We start from the raw sequence: 18,029 nt of genomic DNA on the forward strand, positions 1-18,029 counted from the left end.
CAGGTCCGATAATCAGTATTATGATACTGAAATGTCAGGAGATGGCTGGACTTGGGCAAGCCCGACCCCATCTTGCCGCAGCAAGGCCCGTTTCCGAGTTCGAACAGGAAGACCCCACAGATCCGATGAGTGATCCCGCGCGCCCGCCATCCTTCACCTTCTCCTTCACGGCCGATGCCGGGCCCGCCCCCAAGCCGATCAAATGCCGCGGCGCCACCGCCGAAGAGCTCCTCTACCTGCGCCGGTTCAACCGTCTGCGCGGGCTCCGGCGCCTGATGTTCATGGGGAACTTCCTTTTCGTCGGCGGGATCGCCGGGGCCCTGGTCTGGATCGGGATAACGACCCTGGACCGGGACGGATATGTCATGCCCGCGGCGCTGTTTCTGATGCTCTGCCTCCTCGCGGCGGGCGTCGCGCTTTCGGGATGGGGACCCGGCCTGATGGCGTTCCTGAGGATGCGCCGCAGCCTGCGCGTGCCCGATGACCTGAAGGTCGGGATGTTCAGCGACAGGCTGCGGACCCTTGCCCATCCCACCCGCGACAGCACGAATATCTTCGCCTTCGACCAATGCAGGGACCTGGTGGAAATGCCCGCCCATTGGGAACGCGACATCGTCGCCCGAGGCGCCCTGCCGGACCAGGACCAGCCTGTCGAGGTCGCGCACCTGCCCGATGCTTCGGGCACCGTGCTACGCCTGCCGATGACCACCCGCTACCGCAGCACGCGGATCGACCCGACCCTGCCGGATCCGGGCGTGTTCCTGCTGCGCCTCGGGAACCGCTCCATCGCGCGGGAAATGCGCGCGGGGCTGCCGCTTTTGCGGGCACAGACGACGGTGCTGGCATTCGGCTTCGGGTCCGCAGTCCTCGGTGCGCTGGCCAGCCTGTTCTGCTGGTTTCTGCTGGCAGAGCGGATGGACGAGAGGACCGGGCTTCGGTCCACAGTCACGCGGCTCGAACAGACCTATGGAGGGGGCGCCGAAATCCCGCTGGATGCACTGATCGGGCGCGGTCTCGATGATCTGCGGCCCGATCCCGAGTTCGGCAACAGGGTGCTTCATGCCGGTCCGGTCTCGTTCCGGACGGTCAGCCTGTCCCGCGACGCAGACCCGGTCCTGATGAGCGGAGAGGAGATCGGGGTGGTGGACCGGATCAGCCGGGTCTTTCCCGCCAGCATCCCGGGCGCCGGTCCGGCGGACCCCGCACTGATCGCCGCCTACCGCGACCAGTTGATGCAAGGCGCGCGCGCCCTGTCGCGGATCGCCCCGGATCTGCCCGGCAGGATCGCCGCCCTGCCCGACGCGCTGGTTGCGGCGCAAATGCGGGCCCTGCCCTATCGCAATGCCCCCGACCGGGCCTTCGTGGAAGCGGTCCTGCCAAAGCCCGCGATCCGGCCGGAAGGGCGGTCCCACAGCCTCGTGCCCATGGGGCCGTCCTGTCTCGTGCAGGATGTCCTTTGCGGGCAGCGCGCCCCGGCCGAGACCTATGAAACCCCGGTTCTCGTCAGCGGCCGCAGCGGGATCACCCTGCGCGACGGGACCGATCTGGACCGCCTGGCCGAGGCGCGCGAGCGGTTGCGGGGGATGGAAGCCGAGACCTGGCCACCCATCGCCGTCGCCGCCTGCGCGGCATCGCTGCTGCTGCCTGTGCTCTGCATGCTGGCCTGGGCCGAGGCCAACTGGCGCATCCGGCGCTGGTACCGGTCGGGCGGATCGCAAGGCTGAGGGCCCTCCTGCCCACTCCGTCCGGCGCCAGTCATCAGGCCCCGACAGGATCGCGCGGTCAATGCCCCGGCGCAAGAGATCCAAGGGGAGGCTATCCGCGCCCCTTTTTCGGCAGGACGTGCCGGAGCAGGCGCGGAAGCCGCCAACGCATGGGAAAATGCCGGGGCGGGACGGTTCCGGCACCCGACGTTCCGGGCCAGTCGGCCCTCGCTCCGCCAGCCCGGCTGGGTTTCCGTGATCGGTCAGGGGGCAGGAGAGCTTTGCCCGGTCAGCTGCGGAGCGGCGCGTCGGAATGGTGCCCTGCCCCGGGGACCGGGGGCATGTCAGCCGCCTGCGCTATCCGGACCACGCCCGCGGTGCCGGCCGTTCTCGATCCGGTCGAGGGCGCGTCGGGGCGGGGCCGGAGCTTTACGGGACGACCGGCCGGTCAAGGCGGCGGCGCCGCGTCCGTGCGGGCCCGCAGATCCCGCGGTCCGGATATGCGGCCCGGAAACGGCAAGGGCCCGCGGCGGCGGGCCCTTCCGGCAACCGGCGCCTGGGGCTCAGAACGTCATCTTGAGCCCGATACCGATCATGCGCGGCTCGACCAGCGTCGCCTCGTAGCCGCCGACAACCGCCCGGCTGGCGCGCATATAGGTGACCGCGTCCTCGTCGAAGAGGTTGTTGACATAGCCGTAGAGCTGCAGGTTGTCCCGCAGGTCATAGGCGATGCGGGTATTCGCCACCGTGTAGGACTCGACGAAGCTTGCCGACAGGTTGTCGTCATCCGAGAAATAGGACCCGCTGTAGCGCACATTGCCCGACAGCGTCAGTGCGTCGACGCTTTGCAGCTCGATCGTCCGCTCCGGCAGCAGCGCCCGCCAGGTCGCGAGGACCTCGTCCCGGCCATAACGGCAATAGCCCTCGTTCACGAGAACCACATGGAAGACCTCCCAGTTCTTGCGAGCCATCTGAAGGATCTCGGCCGCCGAGAGGTCCCGCTCGAGCGTGACCCCGAGATAGCGCTCGATCTGGGCCCGGGTCATGCCGTCAAGGTTCGGTTCGTCCCCGATCGTGAACAGATACCCCTTCTTGCCGCGCCTCTCGATTGCGTCGGCCGACACCTTCAGCGCCGCAAAGAGCTGGGCGATGGAATAGGACTCGCCCCTGTTGCCCCCTCCCCCGCCCTCGAGCCAGAGCTCCCGGGCCTGCCGGGCCACGCGGATATCCGCCTCGAACTGGGTCACCTGAAGCGGAGCCCTGTCGCATTCGGCATCGCCCACAGCCGCGATCATGATATGCGGATCCGGGACCGGCCTGCGGGCATAGATCTCGGTGGCCAGAGTGTTGAGCCCGTCGCGCATGATCTTCTCGGCGATCATCCCCATCGATCCGGTCACGTCCGAGGCCAGGATGATCGGCGTCGATTGCGGATTGTCGGCGCTGTCGCGGCTTTCGCGGAGCCTGAACCTGCTCGGATCGTAATCCGGCTTCATCCCGCGCGAGGTGAAGATCTCGGCCTTGCTCTTGCCCGCCGTGACCGTCCTGGCATAGGCCGACCAACCCGTCGCGCTCCAACGTCCGTTTCCCATGTCCAACCCTTTCCTGCCTGGTTTCCATGTCCTGCCCGACCCATCTAGCCTTGTTATTTGATATTTGCAAATTGCTATTTGCAAGTTATATGGACAGGCGATGCGGATAGGCGACGAACCTGCGGTGTCCCCAGGCGCGGACAAGGGCCTCCTGCCAGGCGCGGTAATCCGAAATGCCATCTGCCGCCGAGGGCAATCTGAGGAAATCCGCCAGCGGCGCAGGGACGCCGATCCGCCCGGGATGCGCTCCGGCCCCGTCGCCAAGGCTTTCCAGGATCGTCCTCCGGATCAGTTCAAGCTGCAGGCTTTCTTCCGCCACGGCCCCTTTCACGGCGAGGGCCGGCATCAGATCGAGCGTGCGGTTCGGCAAGGCGGCCGGACGGCTGCCAAGCCGGCCCGAGAACGCCCAGCCCCCGACAAGCCGGACGGAATGCGTGTCCGGGTTCACCAGCACGCTGTCCGGACCGATCCCGCCATGGAACAGACCGGCCCAGCTCAGCCAGGCGGCCAGGTTTAACAGGCCGGACCCCAGCCATGCGGCATGCTCGGGCGGCAAGGGGCCGAAGGCGTCGAGGAGATCGGCCAGAACCACTTCGCCCTCCGGCCGCTCATAGATCAGGAGCGTCGCATCATCCCTGAGCGCCCGCACCTCGAGCAGGGCCGGCAATGCCCATGCCATCTGCGCCGCCATGTCTGCATCCGCAAAGCGGAAACCGCGGACGGCGTCCTCCTCCAGACGGGCGAGATCCCGGTTCCCGCCCGGGATCATGTGCGAAATGGCCCGCGCCCCCACGAGAAGCGTGCCGGCATCCCCCTCATGCCGGTAATGGACACGTGTCCTGAACCGCCTGCCATCCCTCGCGGTCAGGATCTCCTCCTGCCCTGCCCCAATCTGCCCTGTCCGCCCGGCGCCGCTCCTGCCGAGCGCAAGATCCCGAAGCGCGACCAGGTGCCGGAACACGGCGGCCGCGCGCGGATCCGGATTATGGTCCGGGTGCCAAAGCGCAACCAGCTTGCGAAATGTCCTGCGGATCTCGTGCGGGCCGCCCGGCATCAGCTTACCCGCGCCCGCAGGTCCGGACAGTTCAAGGATGTCTTCCGCTTTCACCGCGCGTTCCCCTTCCATATGATCGTCTTCCCTGACACCGGATTAAAATTGCAATATGCAAGTTGCAAGGATATGGTCGATCAACGCAACCGGAACATGATGAGCACACCCATGGCCACGAAGACCTTCCGCCAGCCCGTCGTCACGGTGGATGCGGTGTTGTTGACGATCAAGGAGGATATCCTGAAGGTCCTTCTTCACCGCAGGCAGCAGGATCCCTTTGCAGGCCGATGGGCCTTGCCCGGCGGCTTCGTTCATCCCGATGAGGACAGAGACCTGCCCCAGACCGTGTCGCGGATCCTCCGCGACAAGGCCGGGCTCGCGGGGGTCTATCTCGAGCAGCTCAGGACCTATGCCGGACCGGACCGGGACCCGCGCGGCTGGTCGGTGTCGATTGCCTATCTCGCCCTGGTACCGCGGGACGCGCTGCCGGAGGAGCTGGATGAGCGCACCTCGCTCCATCCGGTTTCCGACCTGCCGGATCTGCCTTTCGACCACGGCCGCCAGATCGCCGATGCGGCCGCCCGGCTCCGTGGCAAAGGAGCCTATTCATCCCTCCCGGCGGCCTTTCTGCCGGAAAGCTTCACCCTGCCGATGCTGCAGCGAACCTACGAGATCGTCCTCGGAGAGGCGCTCGACCAAAGCTCGTTCCGGCGCAAGATCGCGGATCTCGGCTTCCTCGAGGAGACCGGAGAGAAAAGCAAGGCTGCCAGCGCGCGCCCGGCCAGGCTCTACCGCCTGACCGAGCCGGTCAGGATCTTCAACCGCTCCCTCGGGGGAAATCAGGCCTGATCCGGACGTCCGGCCCCGGATCTTGCCCCCGGCATGGAATCGCTGGCCGGTGCCTCCCGTGCCGCCTTCGGCCCACCGGATGCATATCGGGACGGCCTCACAACCCCGGCCGCGCAACGCCTCGCAAGCCGGATCCGCATCATCGGCTCGCGCTGCGTCATGCAGCCACCGCCGAACTCGACCGCACCCGATCTGATGACCATGCGCACAGCGTTCCAAGACGCCCGCTGCTCACGGCAGATCTGCGCGATGGGCTTGATTTGGCCGCAATGCGCCCGCCTGATCGTTGCGATCATCTCCACAGCCGGCACCCCTCATGCTCCTGACGACGCGCGCGACAGACATATCGGTGGCGTGCTCCCTGACGCCGGTCCGGACTGCGATCCTGTAGCTCGATACTCCGCCGGGATCACACCGCGAGCGGCCTCGAAATTTCACCGTCTCCGCGGAGACGACCCAAGCCCCCTATGCCCCGGGGGCGACCAGGCCCGCGTCACCTCAGGGCCGAGCCTGTGTGGAAACGTCGTTCGATGTTAAGCTTCCGGGTGTCAGCGGGTGGCAGGGATGGCATCGACCGACATCGTTCCCTGATCGTCTCGAGGACTGGATCGGTGAGGATCACCTGGCTCATGTCGCCGACCTCTTCGTCGAGGAGATCGCTCTTCTTGCGCTCGGCTTCGATCGTCTTGTGCCCGCTCGGACCGGTCGCCCGGGTGAACCGCGCCGACTTGCCCGGAGGGCATTTCGTTCAACGCGTCATGCGACCTTGGCCATCGGCTGCATTCGATCAAGATACCGGCGTTCGGCCTCGGCCTGCGGGATGTATCCGATCGATCCGAGGAAGCGCTCGTTATTGTGCCAATCCACCCAGTGCATTGCCCCCCGCTCGACGTCCTGCATCGTCTTCCAGGGCCCGAACTGCTTGATGACCCCGGTTTTGAAGAGGCCGATCACGCTCTCGGCCAGCGCGTTATCGTAGGAATCGCCGACGCTTCCCACGGATGGGTCGACGTCCGCGTCGGCCAGGCCCTCGGTGTACTTGACGGACAGATACTGCGATCCGCGCTCCGAGCGGTGGATCAAGCCCTTGTTTCCAGGCGGCTTTCTCTGCCAAATCGCCTGCTCCGGGGCATCGAGCACGACCTGGGTGGTCATAGAGGTCGAGACGCGCCACCCGACGATCCGCCGTGCGAACACGTCGATGACGAAGGCGACATAGACGGTGCCTGACCATGTTGGCACGCAGGTAAAGTCCGACACCCAGAGCTGGTTCGGCCGCTCGGCACGGAATTCCCGGTTCACCTTGTCATCCGGACATGGGCGCGTGGTGTCGGGGTTTGTGGTGATCACCTTCTTGCCACGGATGACGCCCTGCAGGCCCATCGCGCGCATCAGGCGCTCCACGGTGCAGCGTGCCGCAGCGACATTGTCCCGCTTCAGGGCATGCCAGACTTTCCGCGCGCCGTAGAGTTTGCGGTTGTCAGACCAGATCTCCCGGATCTTGTCCTTCAACCCGGCATCGCGCCGCATCCGTGGCGATGCCCGCGATGGGTCCCGTGCGGCGGCCTTCCGTGCATGGTATGTTGACGAGGCGACCGGCGGCACGCGGCAGATCGGCTCGACCCCGAATTCCTCCCGGAATTCATCAATGAAGCCAGTCATTTGCGGAACGGGCGGTCGAGCTCCGCCCGGGCAAAACAAGCGCTGGCCTTCTTCAGGATCTCGTTCGCTTGCCACAACTCGCGGTTCCCGCGCTCGAGTTCCCTGATGCGGGCCTTCTCGGCACTGGTCGGGCCCGCTTCCTTGCCGCTGTCACGCCGAGCCTGCTTGTACAAGACCCGCAGGCTGTCTGGCGAGCAACCCAGCTTGCCGGCGATGTCGCGCACCGCGCCTGTCAAAGACGCATAGCTGTCGAGAGGGTCGATGACCATCTGCACCGCCCGTTCGCGGAACTCGGCCGGATACGGGCTCGTCGTGTTCTTCTTCCTGTCCATGCGAGGGCCTCCTTTGAGAGTTTGGCCCTCCGGGCAAGGCGGCCCGGTTCAGTGCGTCCTGTGGGAAGATCGGCGCGGCACCCGCAGCAGGTCGGTCCGCGCCGGGATCTTCCGGGATGCGAAGCGCGACCGTCAAGCGTAAAGCTACATTGTCGCAAATACTTGCAGAACATCTTCGGAGGGTTCTGACCGATGCCCTGCATCGGCGGAATGGGCAAGGACAGGACCCCCCGGTTTCCACCCGCCGCGCGGGCATGCGGCGGGCGGGCTATATTCCGTCATCGCAAAAAACGGCTGTCTTGCCGCGGGCGCCTATCTTTCCACGGGAATGACGTAGCTTGCCGGATATTCGCGGTGTTTGTCGGTGATCGAGTCGACAATGCCGAAATCCAGGAAAACCGCGCTTGCGACGATCTTTCCGCCCATGGTGCTCGGGATCGCCCCGACGGCTTCGCGGCCCCGCTTCGTCTCGCAATCATATCTCAACGCGTCGTCCGACCGCCGGACGCTGACGACGGCAGGAATATCAGCCACTTGTGCCTGACGTTTGTTGGAAAGCTTGCAGCGGCCCGACTCGCCGTTGCTGAAGGAAAGGGCGACCGGAACATTCGCATCATTGGTAATCGAGGCACAGGCCCCAAGGCTCATGAGACCAGCGAGCAGGGCTGGCATGCACAGGGTACGCAAATTGTCTTCTCCGTTGTTCATGAAAACTGATAACAGGCAGGGCTTTCGCGGTCGCCTCCCCGAACGCGGCAGCCATGCCAACGAACTTTCCCGACCCGATATTGCAAATCCTTTCGCGCCGATTGCGCGAAACGGTCGCAGCGGTCGCATGGCAGACGGGGGCGGACAGCGGCGGGGCATGGGGATGGAGCTTGCCGGGGGCGCCCGGCCCCTCGAAAAGCGAACGCCCGGCCGGAGGAGGTCTCCGGCCGGGCGTCGCTGCTCGATCTCAGATCCGATCAGAACCTGACCGAATAGGTCGCCTGGATCGCGTGGGACTGGCTGTTTTCGCTCAGCGTGCCCTGATAGCCGATGTCGAGAACCGAGCGCTCGGTCAGCTCGGTCCGCAGACCCAGCGACAGCACCGCCTGGTTGCGGTCCAGCGCCGAGCCGGTGACCGAGAAGGCATCGCTGCCCGAGGCGAAGCGCATGGTCGATTCCGCGTTCAGATCGCCGCTGACATGCTGCCAGGCCACACCGCCGTGCAGGTTGCTCATCCCGGCGCCAATACCTTCGAGATCGCGGCCGAAGCGCAGGCCGACGGTGGTGATGCCCTGGGTCAGGTCCTCGCCGTCGACAGACAGCGCCGCCGAGCCGCCGGTTTCGGTGAAGCTGTCGATCTCCTGGTAGAGGATCGCCTGACCGATGAAGGGCTCGAGGCTCGTGCGGCCGGCGCTGGTCTGATAGCCCAGCTCGACGAAGGCCTGCGCGGTGCGCGCCCAGTAATCGGCTTCGAGATCCTGACGGACACCGCCCACCGAGACGTTCCGTTTGGCCGAGACGTCATCCCAAGTGTAGCTCGCCCCCATCCGGAGCGCCATCTGGCCGAAGCTCCTGGCGGTGTAGACACCGAGTTGGTAGCTGTCGGCATCGCTGTCAGCGCTGCTGTCCTTGGCATCGGTATCGACCAGCCCGAAGCTGCCGAAGACACCCGTGCGCCAGCCGCCATCGGTCTCGGCATCGGCCCCGATCACGAAACCGCCGGTGGTCGCTTCCATGCCCGACGCGCCGTCGCTGCCGTCAAGCTTGGACCAGCTGCCATAGGCCTGCCCCCAGACCTCGGGATTGGAGAAGAAGCTGCCCGCGGTCTCATAGGAGGTCGCGTTGCGGGTAACCGCCGCCGGGGTAGCCGCACCCGGGGTTATCTGGCGCATCCGGTTCACCACCAGCCGACGGGTCGGCTCGGTGGATTGCAGCATCGCCGTGGACATGCTGGCATGGGTCTCGCCCGACAGCGCCTGATAGGTCCGGTCGATCTCGCCGTCTTCGAGGAACAGCACCTTCTTGTAGAGCGGGTTTTCCTCGTCCATCGTCCCGATAGCCCGCGCGGTATTGCGCGCGTTGGAGTTCGACGAGCTCACCACATCCTCGAAATCGACATCGTTGCGGGTCAGAGCAAGCAGGACTTCGGTGTCGTTGTCATAGTCGAGGGTCGTGTCGAGATAGGCGAAGGTGTCGCTGACCTCGGAGAATTCGCCGGTGATGCCCTGATCCGCGGTCATGATCGTGTACCAGGTGTTCAGGCTGAAATCGGCCTCGTCATCGCTTGCCAGACGCGACACTTTCAGAGACGAGCTGCCGCCCAGGGTGACCGCGCCGCCGATGGTGCCGGGTTCGTCGGGAACCAGCGAGCTGTATTGGCCCTCGTCGGTGCTTTTCACCGCCAGCAGGTCCGAGGTGCCGTCGCTGGACACGGTGACCGCGTAGCTGGCGCCGTCGGCGAAGCTGAGATCGCCGCCCGCAATGGTCAGCGTACCGATGCCCGCGCCGCCCGGCGCCACGGTCGAGCCGTCCTGCAGGGTCACGTCCGACAGCGAACCCGACCCGGCCAGGGTTGCGCCAGCCATGACGGTGACGGCGCTGTTGACGAACGTATCGGTATCGACCGCGACGGTCCCGCCATGGATATTGGTATTGCCGTAATAGCCGGAATAGTCGCCGCTCAGGCTGATGGTGCCGTTATAGGCGTTGATCGCGCCGCCGCCGGTGACATCCATCCCGAAGCTATAATCGGTGTCGGTGATGTTGAACACCAGCGAGCCGGTGCCGGTGCCGAAGGCCAGCCTGCCGGCATTCACGCGGCCCGAGGCCACGGCGCCGCCATTCTCTTCTTCCACGTCATAGCTTGCGCCGATGACAAGCGTCCCGGTCGAGCCGCTGTCCCGCGCAACGGTGACGGTGCCGTCGTAATTGCCCTCGCCATCGTCGGTGCCGACCGAGACGGTCGCGCCATTGTTCACCCTCATGATGCCGTTGCCCGAGGATGCGGCGCCGACCGTAAGATCGCCGCCGATCTCGACGCTGCTGCCATCCAGTGCGAGCAGGGAGCCGCGCCCCCTGTTGCCGACGGTGGCGTTGTCCGCAACCTTCAGACTTGAGGCGACGGTGTTCTCATCGCCATCCGTGCCCGCCCCGACGACGGCGACGGTGCCAGTGGCGCCCTGTTCCTGCCCGACGGAGAGATCGCCGACCGAGGCCGCCCCCCCTTCCGAGATCCAGACGATACCCCCCTCGGCGGGATACGACGTGGATGCGCCGCCGAAGCCAAGCCTGAGACCGGAAACGCCTGCACTGTCATGACCGACCGTAAGCAGCGATTCCGTCATTTCAAGCGAAGACCCGACACCCGAGATCCGGATCACCCCATACTCGTCGCCCTCGCCGGCATCATGGCCCAGCGAGACGGCGTCGTTCGCCGTGACCGTGCCGCCTGCGGTGATAGTCATATCGCCCTGACCGCCATAGCCGATATAGGTCTCGTCATTCAGAACCACGTCGGCATCATAAACGGTCCAATTGCCGGTCGAGCCCTCACCCCTGGCCAGATAGGTCTTGCCGTCGACGGTGAGCAACGCGTCGTTCATGATGATGATAGTGGCCGTGCCCGAAATGCCCGCGGAAAGATCCCCGCCCACGGTGGCGCTTGCGTCTTTGCCGCTGACCTGAAGAAGGCCATAGCTCTGCGCTGCATCGCCCAGCGACAGGTCGCTGTCAGCGCCCTGCAGCGTCAGGGTCCCGCCGTCCGAGACCGCCACATAGCCCGGGTAATCGTTGGAGCCGCTTTTGGGGGCCTTGGAGCCGATGACGAGATTGCTGTCCTTCAGGGTGAAGCTCGAGCCCGCGCCCGCGACGCTCAGCTTGCCGCTGCCGCCCTCGGAATTCACGCCCAGAATGACATCCCCCTCGGACGTCGCCTTGCCGCCGGATTGCACGGAGATCGCACCGGTGCCGTCCTCGCCGACGGAAAGGCCCTCCTTGAAGCTGGCCTCGGCCGCGTTGCTGACGGTCAGCGTGCCCGTCGAGCCTGTGCCCTGGCCAAGCCGAAATGCGCCGTTGGAAGTGTAGGTCGAGCCCTGCCCGTCGACGGTGACATAGCCGGCCGAGCCCGCGCCCTGACCCACCGTGACCGTGTCATTGGTCGTGGCCTCGGCGCCTTCGAGGATGTTGAAACCGGCCTCAGAGGAATTGCCCGCGCCCATGAGGAACACGCCATTGGCGGTGTAGCTCGAGCCTGCGCCCTGGACTGTGAAGCTCGCGGTCAAATCGCTGCCTTCGCCCACCGTGACCTCGCCGCTGGTGGTGGCGGAAGAACCGCTGAGGATGTTGAAGTTCGATCTCGAACCGCTGGACTTGCCCAGATAGACCCCGCCGTTCAGGGTCGCGGTCGAGCCGTTTTTCAGGTCCACCTGGCCTGTCGAGTTCGCACCATAGCCAAGGATCAGCTCGGCGCCTTCAGCGCTTTTGAGCTTGCCGTTGTCGACATCGATCCGCCCGGTCGCCCCCTCGCCACGGCCGATGGCGACGTGGTAGCCCGCATCGTAGGTGCCGCCATCCTTGACATAGAGGACGCCGGTCGTACCGTCTTGAAAGCCGATGCGGCTCCAGGAGCCGGCAGTATAAAGCCTGGACCCTTCCCCGGTCACGGTGACGGTCGATTCCGTCTCGCCCCTGCTCCAGCCGATCGCCAGGACGGCATTTTCGTCGGAGGTCGCATTCAGGGTAGCACCGCCCGAGATCGTGACAGTCCGGGGTCCGACATTCGGAATCGTGGGATTGGAGCCGTAATCGGCAGCAACCGTGACCCCCTTGGAACTGACCACGGCGCCTTCGCCATCGATGACCAGATCGGCCCCGTTGAAACCGTTGTCCCAGTTCTCGAAGTAGTTGAAGGTATCGTCGAATTTCCCGGTCCAGTTGCTGGTCGTGTTCTCATCCTCGGCCCAGCCAGCCGGGGCGAGCGAAAGGGCCGCGACCGAGACGAGGGCCGTGGTGGACAGGAAGTACCGTATTCTCTGGGTGTTCATGGCAACCTTAACGCTTTGAAAAAACCGGAAGGGCCTGCCACGTGACACGACTTCCTCCCACAATCGCGGCCAAGATAGACGCGGGGGAAGCCTGCCAGATATGTCTCAGCCGGTAGGGCTGAAGCGCAATCGTATATCGAAAGGAGAGCGGACTATACCAATGGCCCATTCGCCATCCTTTCGAGGCGGCCGAAGGGGCTGTCGCGACCGGGCGGATCGACCGGGGCCGGGTCCGGGGCGCAGTTGACTGCCCCACGGGTGCCATCCTTCTCATGGGCTTCTCATGGGCTCGCAAGCGCGGCAGGATCCACGCGCATCAAGCGGCAACAAGCTGCCGATACTGCGCCGTGCTCGGCTGCTTTCAGCGCATTGCGCGGCAGAAACCGCTCGCCGCTACGAAAAGACGCGCCGGGTACGGGTTGCGGGGGATCTGCCACCCCCGGCGGCCCGGCCGGGCCTCTTGTTGCGGGGGGAGGGCTGGCGGCGCGGCCGAAGTCTGACGGCGGTCAGACCGGGCTGGCCTTCGCCCCACGATTCTGTCGTCGCGCAGACAGAGCCTCGTTTCCGCATCCCGATCCCGTCTTCGGGGCCGGTCGGTTGCTGCCGGGTCTTGCAGCGGACAGGCGCCGGAAGCCGCTGGTCATGCCCGCCCGCCCGGGGCCAAGGGGCCGCTGTCCCTGCCGGCCGACAGCCCCCCGACGGGCCGGCCGCTATTCGCCCTCGCCGCTTTCGCGCGCAGCCTGCCGGTCGCGCAGCGCCGGGCGCAACCGCAGGAACCAGACGAACAGCACGGTCAGACCCAGAAGCGCGGCGCTGGCGGGGCTGGTGAGGAAGATCGTCGGATCGCCCTCGGACACAATAAGCGAGCGGCGCAGGAATTCCTCGAAATAGGGGCCGAGGATCACGCCCATCAGCGCCGGCACCACCGGATAGCCGAAGCGGCGCATCAGGAAGGCCAGCACCCCGATCGCCAGCGCCATCCACATCTGGAAGGCCGACCAGGACGAGGCGAAGACGCCCACCATCGAGATCAGCGCGATGAAGGCGTAAAGCACGCCGCGATTGATCTGGCTGAGCCGCAGATAGACCGGCCCGAAGGCCAGGACCGACAGGAAGACCAGGATCGAGGACACGAAGAGCGCCGCGAACATCGGCGCGATCTCGATGAAATTCGATCCCAGGAGCGCGGGCCCTGGCACAAGCCCGTGCAGCAGCAGCACGCCGAAGATGATGGCGGTGACCGCGTCGCCCGGAATGCCCATGGTCAGAAGCGGGATCACCGCGCCGCCGCACATCGCGTTATTGGCGGTCTCGGAGGCCGCGAGCCCTTCATACGATCCCTTGCCGAAGATCTCGGGGCGACGCGCGGAGCGCTTGGCCTCGGCATAGGCGATGAAGGAGGCCATCGAGGCGCCGCCGCCCGGCAGCATGCCGATCACGACGCCGATCACCGCGCTCTTGGCATAGGCGACGGGGCCGACCTCGCGGACATGCGCAAGCGAGGGCAGGAAATCGCGGCGCCGCGGCCGGACGATCTGGGCCACCCGGTCGGCCCGCATCATCGCCGAGGGCGTCGCCGCCTGGGCGATCAGCTCGCAGACCGCGAACAGCCCGATCACGGCGGGCAACAGCCCGATGCCTTCGATCAGGTGATAGCTGCCGAAATCGAACCGGCCCTCGGGCACCATCGGGTCGATGCCCACGGTCGAGATCATCAGCCCCAGCACCATCGCCGCGATGGCCTTCGACAGCGAGCCCGACGACACGATGGTCACGGTGACGATCGCCATCAGCACCAGCGAGAACTTGTCGGGGGTCTGGAACAGGAGCGCGAGCGAACTGACCGGCTGGGCCAGCGCGATCAGCACCACCGCGCCGATCAGGCCGCCGAGCGCCGAGGAGAAGGCGCTCATTCCCAGTGCCTGCGGCCCCTCTCCGCGCTTCATCAGGGCGTGGCCGTCAAGCGTGGTGATCGCGCCCGAGGGCGCGCCGGGGATGTTCAGCGTGATGCCGGTGATCGAGCCGGAATAGATCCCGGCCATGTAGATCCCGGCCACCATGACCAGCGCATCGGTCACCTCCATGCCGAAGGTGAAGGGCAGCAGAAGCGCGATGGCCAGGGTCGCGGTCAGGCCCGGGATGGCGCCGAACACGAGCCCCAGCAGGAAGCCTCCGATCAGGTGCAGGAAGGTGGCGGGATGGGTGAGCGAGAGAAAGCCTTGGGCGAGATCGGCCAGCATGTCAGAGCCCCCAGAGCGGCAGCGACAGGCCGAAAAGCCGGTCGAAGAACAGCCAGCCGAAGCCCGTCACCCCGACCCCGACCGCCAGCGCCATCAGCGCCGAGCGGCCCCAGCGCCCGCTATCCTCGAGATTGAAGTAGAATGCGATGGCAAAGCAGTAGAGCGCAGCCGAGATCACGTAGCCCAGCCAGACGAAGCCGATCACGAAAAGCGCGGTGGCGCCGATGGCGAAAAGCGGGCCGAGCACCGGCAGCAGCCCGGGCAGCCCGGTATCGGCCGCCGCATCGGCGGCGTCCGAGGTGTCGGCGCGGCGGGCCTCAACGCGGGCGCGGAATTCCGAAATCAGCACGCGAGCCAACATGCCGTAAAGCGCGAGACACAACAGGGCAGGCAGGAAGGCGGGCCCCGGTTCGCCCGAGGCGAAGGGGCGCGGCATCTGCAGCACCTGCCAGCCATAGACGGTATTGGCGAGGGCGAGGCCGGCCGCGAACAGGATCTGGCCGTTGGTCTTTCCGGTCATGGCGGTCTCCCTTTGGCCGGTCGTGGCGCGACCGGAGGGCCGGTCGAAGGCGGGACCCGGCAAATCCGGGCCCCGCCCCCGGGGGGCTGGCCGAAGTGCTACTTCTGCAGCACGCCTTCGGCCACCAGCTGGTCGATCAGGGCGAAGGCCTTCTTCTGGGCGGCCTTCACATAGGCGGCGGTTGCCTCGGCATCCATCCAATGCGCGCCCATCGCGGATTTCTCGGCCGCTTGCTGGAATTCGGGCAGATCGAACACCGCGGCAAAGCCGGCTTCGAGCGCCGCGCGCTTGTCGGCATCGACGTCGGCCTGGGTCGCGACCAGGCGGAAGCTGCCCCAGACCACGTCATAGCCCGATTCAAGGAAGGTCGGCACATCGGGGAACTTGGGGTCGCGCGTCTCCGACATCACCGCCAGAACCCGGGCCTGACCGGCCTGCACGGCGGCATAGGCGGCCGAGATGCTCGAGGACATCGCATCGACCTCGCCCGACAGCAGCGCCTCGCGCTCGGGGCCCGAGCCCTTGGGATAGGGAATGTGCTGCACCTCGATCCCGGCCTCCTTGGCAAAGTCGAGCGCGGGCAGGTGCCAGACGCCGCCGGTGCCGACATTGGCGATCTTCAGCGTACCGGGCGCGGCCCTGGCGGCGGCGACGAAATCGTCGAGCGTGGCGAAGGGCGCATCGGCCCGCACGATCAGCGCGGTCGGATGCACGGTGACCGAGCCCAGATAGGCCAGCCGGTCGGTGTCATAGCCCGGCACCAGTTCGTAATAGGGCACGGTGATCACGCTGTCCCAGGTCAGCGAACCGATGGTGTAGCCGTCTGGCCGCGACTTCATCAGTCTGAGCGTTCCGATGCCGCTTTGCGCGCCGGTCACGTTCTGGGTGTTGATGCCGGTGCCAAGGGTTTTCTCGGCGAAGCTCATGAACTGGCGCATGACGGTATCGGTGCCGCCGCCCGCGCTCCAGGGCATGATATGGGTCAGGTCCCTGTCGGGAAAGTCGGCGGCGGCCGGCGCCGCCAGCGGCAGCGCAAGGGCGGCGGCGACCAGGGCAGCGCGCGACAGCAGCGTCCGGGGCAGGGTCAGGATCTTCATGGCGTCGTCTCCGTGTTGGGGGCGGCGCGTTTTTCGCGCTCTTGCTCGGTGCCGGGTGAGGTATCAGGTGAAATAGGGCAGTTTCTTCTTTTGCGCAGCGCGCACCCAGGAGGGCACGAAGGGCACGATCTTGTCCTGCGAGGGCACGCGGATCTCGATGAAGCTGGCGCCCTCATGGGCGAGGGCCGCGCGCAGGGCGGGCTCGATCTCGGCATCGCTCTCGATCCGCGCGGTCTGGAAGCCGAAGCCCTGGGCGACCTGCACGTAATCGACCGCGCCGAAATCGGTGCTCCAGGGTTCGTCGACATCGTCAAGCAGAATCGCCTCGCCCCGGATCCAGCCATAGGTGTCGTTGCGGGTCAGGATCACGGTGATGTTCTTGCCGCTGCGCCGGATGGTCTCGAAATCGCCCAGCACGAAGGCGAGCGAGCCATCGCCCGTCAGCGAGATCACCGGCCCGTCACCGGCGAAGGCCGCGCCGATCCCGGCGGGCACCGAATATCCCAGCGCGCCCATCGAATAATTGGTCAGATAGCGCCGTCCCGGCTCGCGCACCGACAGCAGTGCCGAAGGATAGATCGCAGCGACGCCGGGCTCGGCGGTGACGATGGCATCGGGCGGCAGCAGGGTATCGAGCGCGCGGGTCAGCTTGACCGGCGAGATCGTGCCCTCGGGCATTTCGATGTTCGAGTTGAAGACCGCATCGAGCGCCGTGCGCTTCATGTCGGTCAGGTCGAGCCGGGGACGCGTCAGATGCGGATGCTCGACCCGGATCAGCTCGGCCATATAGGCCAGCGTCGCGCGGGCATCGCCCACCATGCCCACCTTCAGCGGGAAATTGTTGCCGACATGGGCCTCGGCGATGTCGAGATGCAGGAAGGTCTTGGAAGCCGGGTCGCCATACAGCGTCCAGTGATCGGTCGAGCTGGAATCGGTATTGGTGCCGACGAAGAAGACGGTGTCGGCCGATTTGGCATAGTCATTGGCATAGCCCATGCCGCCCCGCGCGCCGATCACCCGAAGCGCCAGCGGATGGGTCTCGGCCATCAGCCCCTTGCCGGGCGTCGTCGTCGCGACCGGGACCTGCAACAGTTCGGCCAGCGCCTGCACCTCGGCGCCCGCCTTCGAGATCAGCGCGCCCTGACCGCAGACGATCAGCGGCTTTTCGGCCGCCAGCAGCGTGTCGATGGCCGCGCGGATCCTGCCGTGATCGGCCACCGGGCGGTGGGCCGGGTATTCGCTGTATTCCGGCTGGGCATAGAGATCGGCGATCTCGGCAGTCTCGTGGAAGATGTTGATTGGCACCCGGATATGGACCGGCGCGGGCCGGCCCGAGGTCGCCACCCGGAACGCCCGGCGCATCAGGATCGGAATGTCCTTCACCGAGGTCAGGTAGAAGGATTCCTTGCAGATGCTGGCATAAAGCGCGGTCTGGTCGATCCCGGTCAGCCCGTGCTTCTTGTCCTGGTTCACCGGAATGTCCGAGCTGAAGAAGATCACCGGCACCGAACTGAGGAAGGCCTCGGCAATCCCCGGGGTGCAATGGGTGACGCCCGGGCTCGGGGCCTCCAGCACAGCCGGGCGGCCGGTGACCTTGGCATAGGCCTCGGCGGCATAGGACGCGGTGCGCTCGTCGCGGGTCAGCACGAATTCGATGTTCGAATGGGCGCGCCATTCCTTGTACCAGCCGATGGTGGTCTCGCCCGGCAGGCCGAAGACATGGGACACGCCATGCAGCTCCAGCATCTTCAGGATGACCTGCGCCCCGTTCATCACCTGCGTCACCTGCGTCTCCTGCCCGTTCATGCCGTCCCGTCCGCTCCGGCCCCTGCCTGACCCGTACATGGCTCATGCCCTGGCCCGTCACCGTCTTCGCCGGGGTCCGGTTTTGGTATGCTTTGCTGTATACAGGGTGATACACAGGCCGGAACGCAAATCAATTGTTTTTCTGTC

The 18,029-nt window shown here is 66.1% G+C and carries 11 protein-coding genes and 1 other annotated feature; of the genes, 2 read left to right on the forward strand and 9 right to left on the reverse strand.

What is annotated here, in order from left to right:
• Positions 1-125: 125 nt before the first annotated feature.
• A complete protein-coding gene (locus B5V46_RS18495) occupies positions 126-1,724 on the forward strand; it encodes a hypothetical protein (protein WP_080618165.1) in 1,599 nt (532 codons plus the stop codon).
• 542 nt (positions 1,725-2,266) lie between these two features.
• Here the strand turns inward: B5V46_RS18495 and B5V46_RS18500 are convergent.
• Positions 2,267-3,295, reverse strand: coding sequence for a TonB-dependent receptor (locus B5V46_RS18500; protein WP_080618166.1), 1,029 nt, complete (start codon positions 3,293-3,295; stop codon positions 2,267-2,269).
• Positions 3,296-3,380: 85 nt separating this feature from the next.
• Positions 3,381-3,974, reverse strand: coding sequence for a hypothetical protein (locus B5V46_RS20070; protein WP_155774202.1), 594 nt, complete (start codon positions 3,972-3,974; stop codon positions 3,381-3,383).
• Between the two features lie 90 nt (positions 3,975-4,064).
• Between B5V46_RS20070 and B5V46_RS20625 the strand changes: the two genes are divergently transcribed.
• Positions 4,065-5,195: an NUDIX domain-containing protein gene (locus tag B5V46_RS20625; RefSeq protein WP_231119342.1), complete on the forward strand. Its 1,131-nt coding sequence runs from the start codon at positions 4,065-4,067 to the stop codon at positions 5,193-5,195.
• A gap of 756 nt (positions 5,196-5,951) precedes the next feature.
• Here the strand turns inward: B5V46_RS20625 and B5V46_RS18525 are convergent.
• The 7 genes from B5V46_RS18525 to B5V46_RS18555 form a co-directional block, all read right to left on the reverse strand.
• Positions 5,952-7,189, reverse strand: a protein-coding gene (locus B5V46_RS18525; RefSeq protein ID WP_155774203.1) for an IS3 family transposase whose coding sequence is annotated in 2 segments (ribosomal slippage) — positions 5,952-6,889 and positions 6,889-7,189 — 1,239 coding nt in all. Because the reading frame shifts where the segments join, the coding sequence is not laid out codon by codon here.
• Positions 6,783-6,899 (reverse strand) — a sequence feature (AL1L pseudoknot). It overlaps the preceding gene by 117 nt.
• Positions 7,190-7,501: 312 nt before the next feature.
• On the reverse strand, positions 7,502-7,861 hold the full coding sequence (locus B5V46_RS18530) for a hypothetical protein (RefSeq protein ID WP_080618169.1): 360 nt from the start codon (positions 7,859-7,861) through the stop codon (positions 7,502-7,504).
• A gap of 293 nt (positions 7,862-8,154) precedes the next feature.
• Positions 8,155-12,219: an autotransporter domain-containing protein gene (locus B5V46_RS18535; RefSeq protein ID WP_080618170.1), complete on the reverse strand. Its 4,065-nt coding sequence runs from the start codon at positions 12,217-12,219 to the stop codon at positions 8,155-8,157.
• Positions 12,220-12,929: 710 nt separating this feature from the next.
• Complete coding sequence (locus B5V46_RS18540) at positions 12,930-14,459, reverse strand: tripartite tricarboxylate transporter permease (protein ID WP_080618171.1); 1,530 nt, start codon at positions 14,457-14,459, stop codon at positions 12,930-12,932.
• 1 nt (position 14,460) lies between these two features.
• Complete coding sequence (locus tag B5V46_RS18545; protein ID WP_080618172.1) at positions 14,461-14,979, reverse strand: tripartite tricarboxylate transporter TctB family protein; 519 nt, start codon at positions 14,977-14,979, stop codon at positions 14,461-14,463.
• A gap of 98 nt (positions 14,980-15,077) precedes the next feature.
• A complete protein-coding gene (locus B5V46_RS18550) occupies positions 15,078-16,076 on the reverse strand; it encodes a tripartite tricarboxylate transporter substrate binding protein (RefSeq protein WP_080618173.1) in 999 nt (332 codons plus the stop codon).
• Between the two features lie 63 nt (positions 16,077-16,139).
• The gene (locus B5V46_RS18555) at positions 16,140-17,882 is read right to left on the reverse strand and encodes a thiamine pyrophosphate-binding protein (RefSeq protein WP_196774426.1); all 1,743 of its coding nucleotides are present in this window, start codon (positions 17,880-17,882) and stop codon (positions 16,140-16,142) included.
• Between the last annotated feature and the right edge of the window lie 147 nt (positions 17,883-18,029).

Origin of the sequence: Rhodovulum sp. MB263, assembly GCF_002073975.1 — a bacterium.
In the GTDB taxonomy this organism is placed as follows: Bacteria; Pseudomonadota; Alphaproteobacteria; order Rhodobacterales; family Rhodobacteraceae; genus Rhodovulum.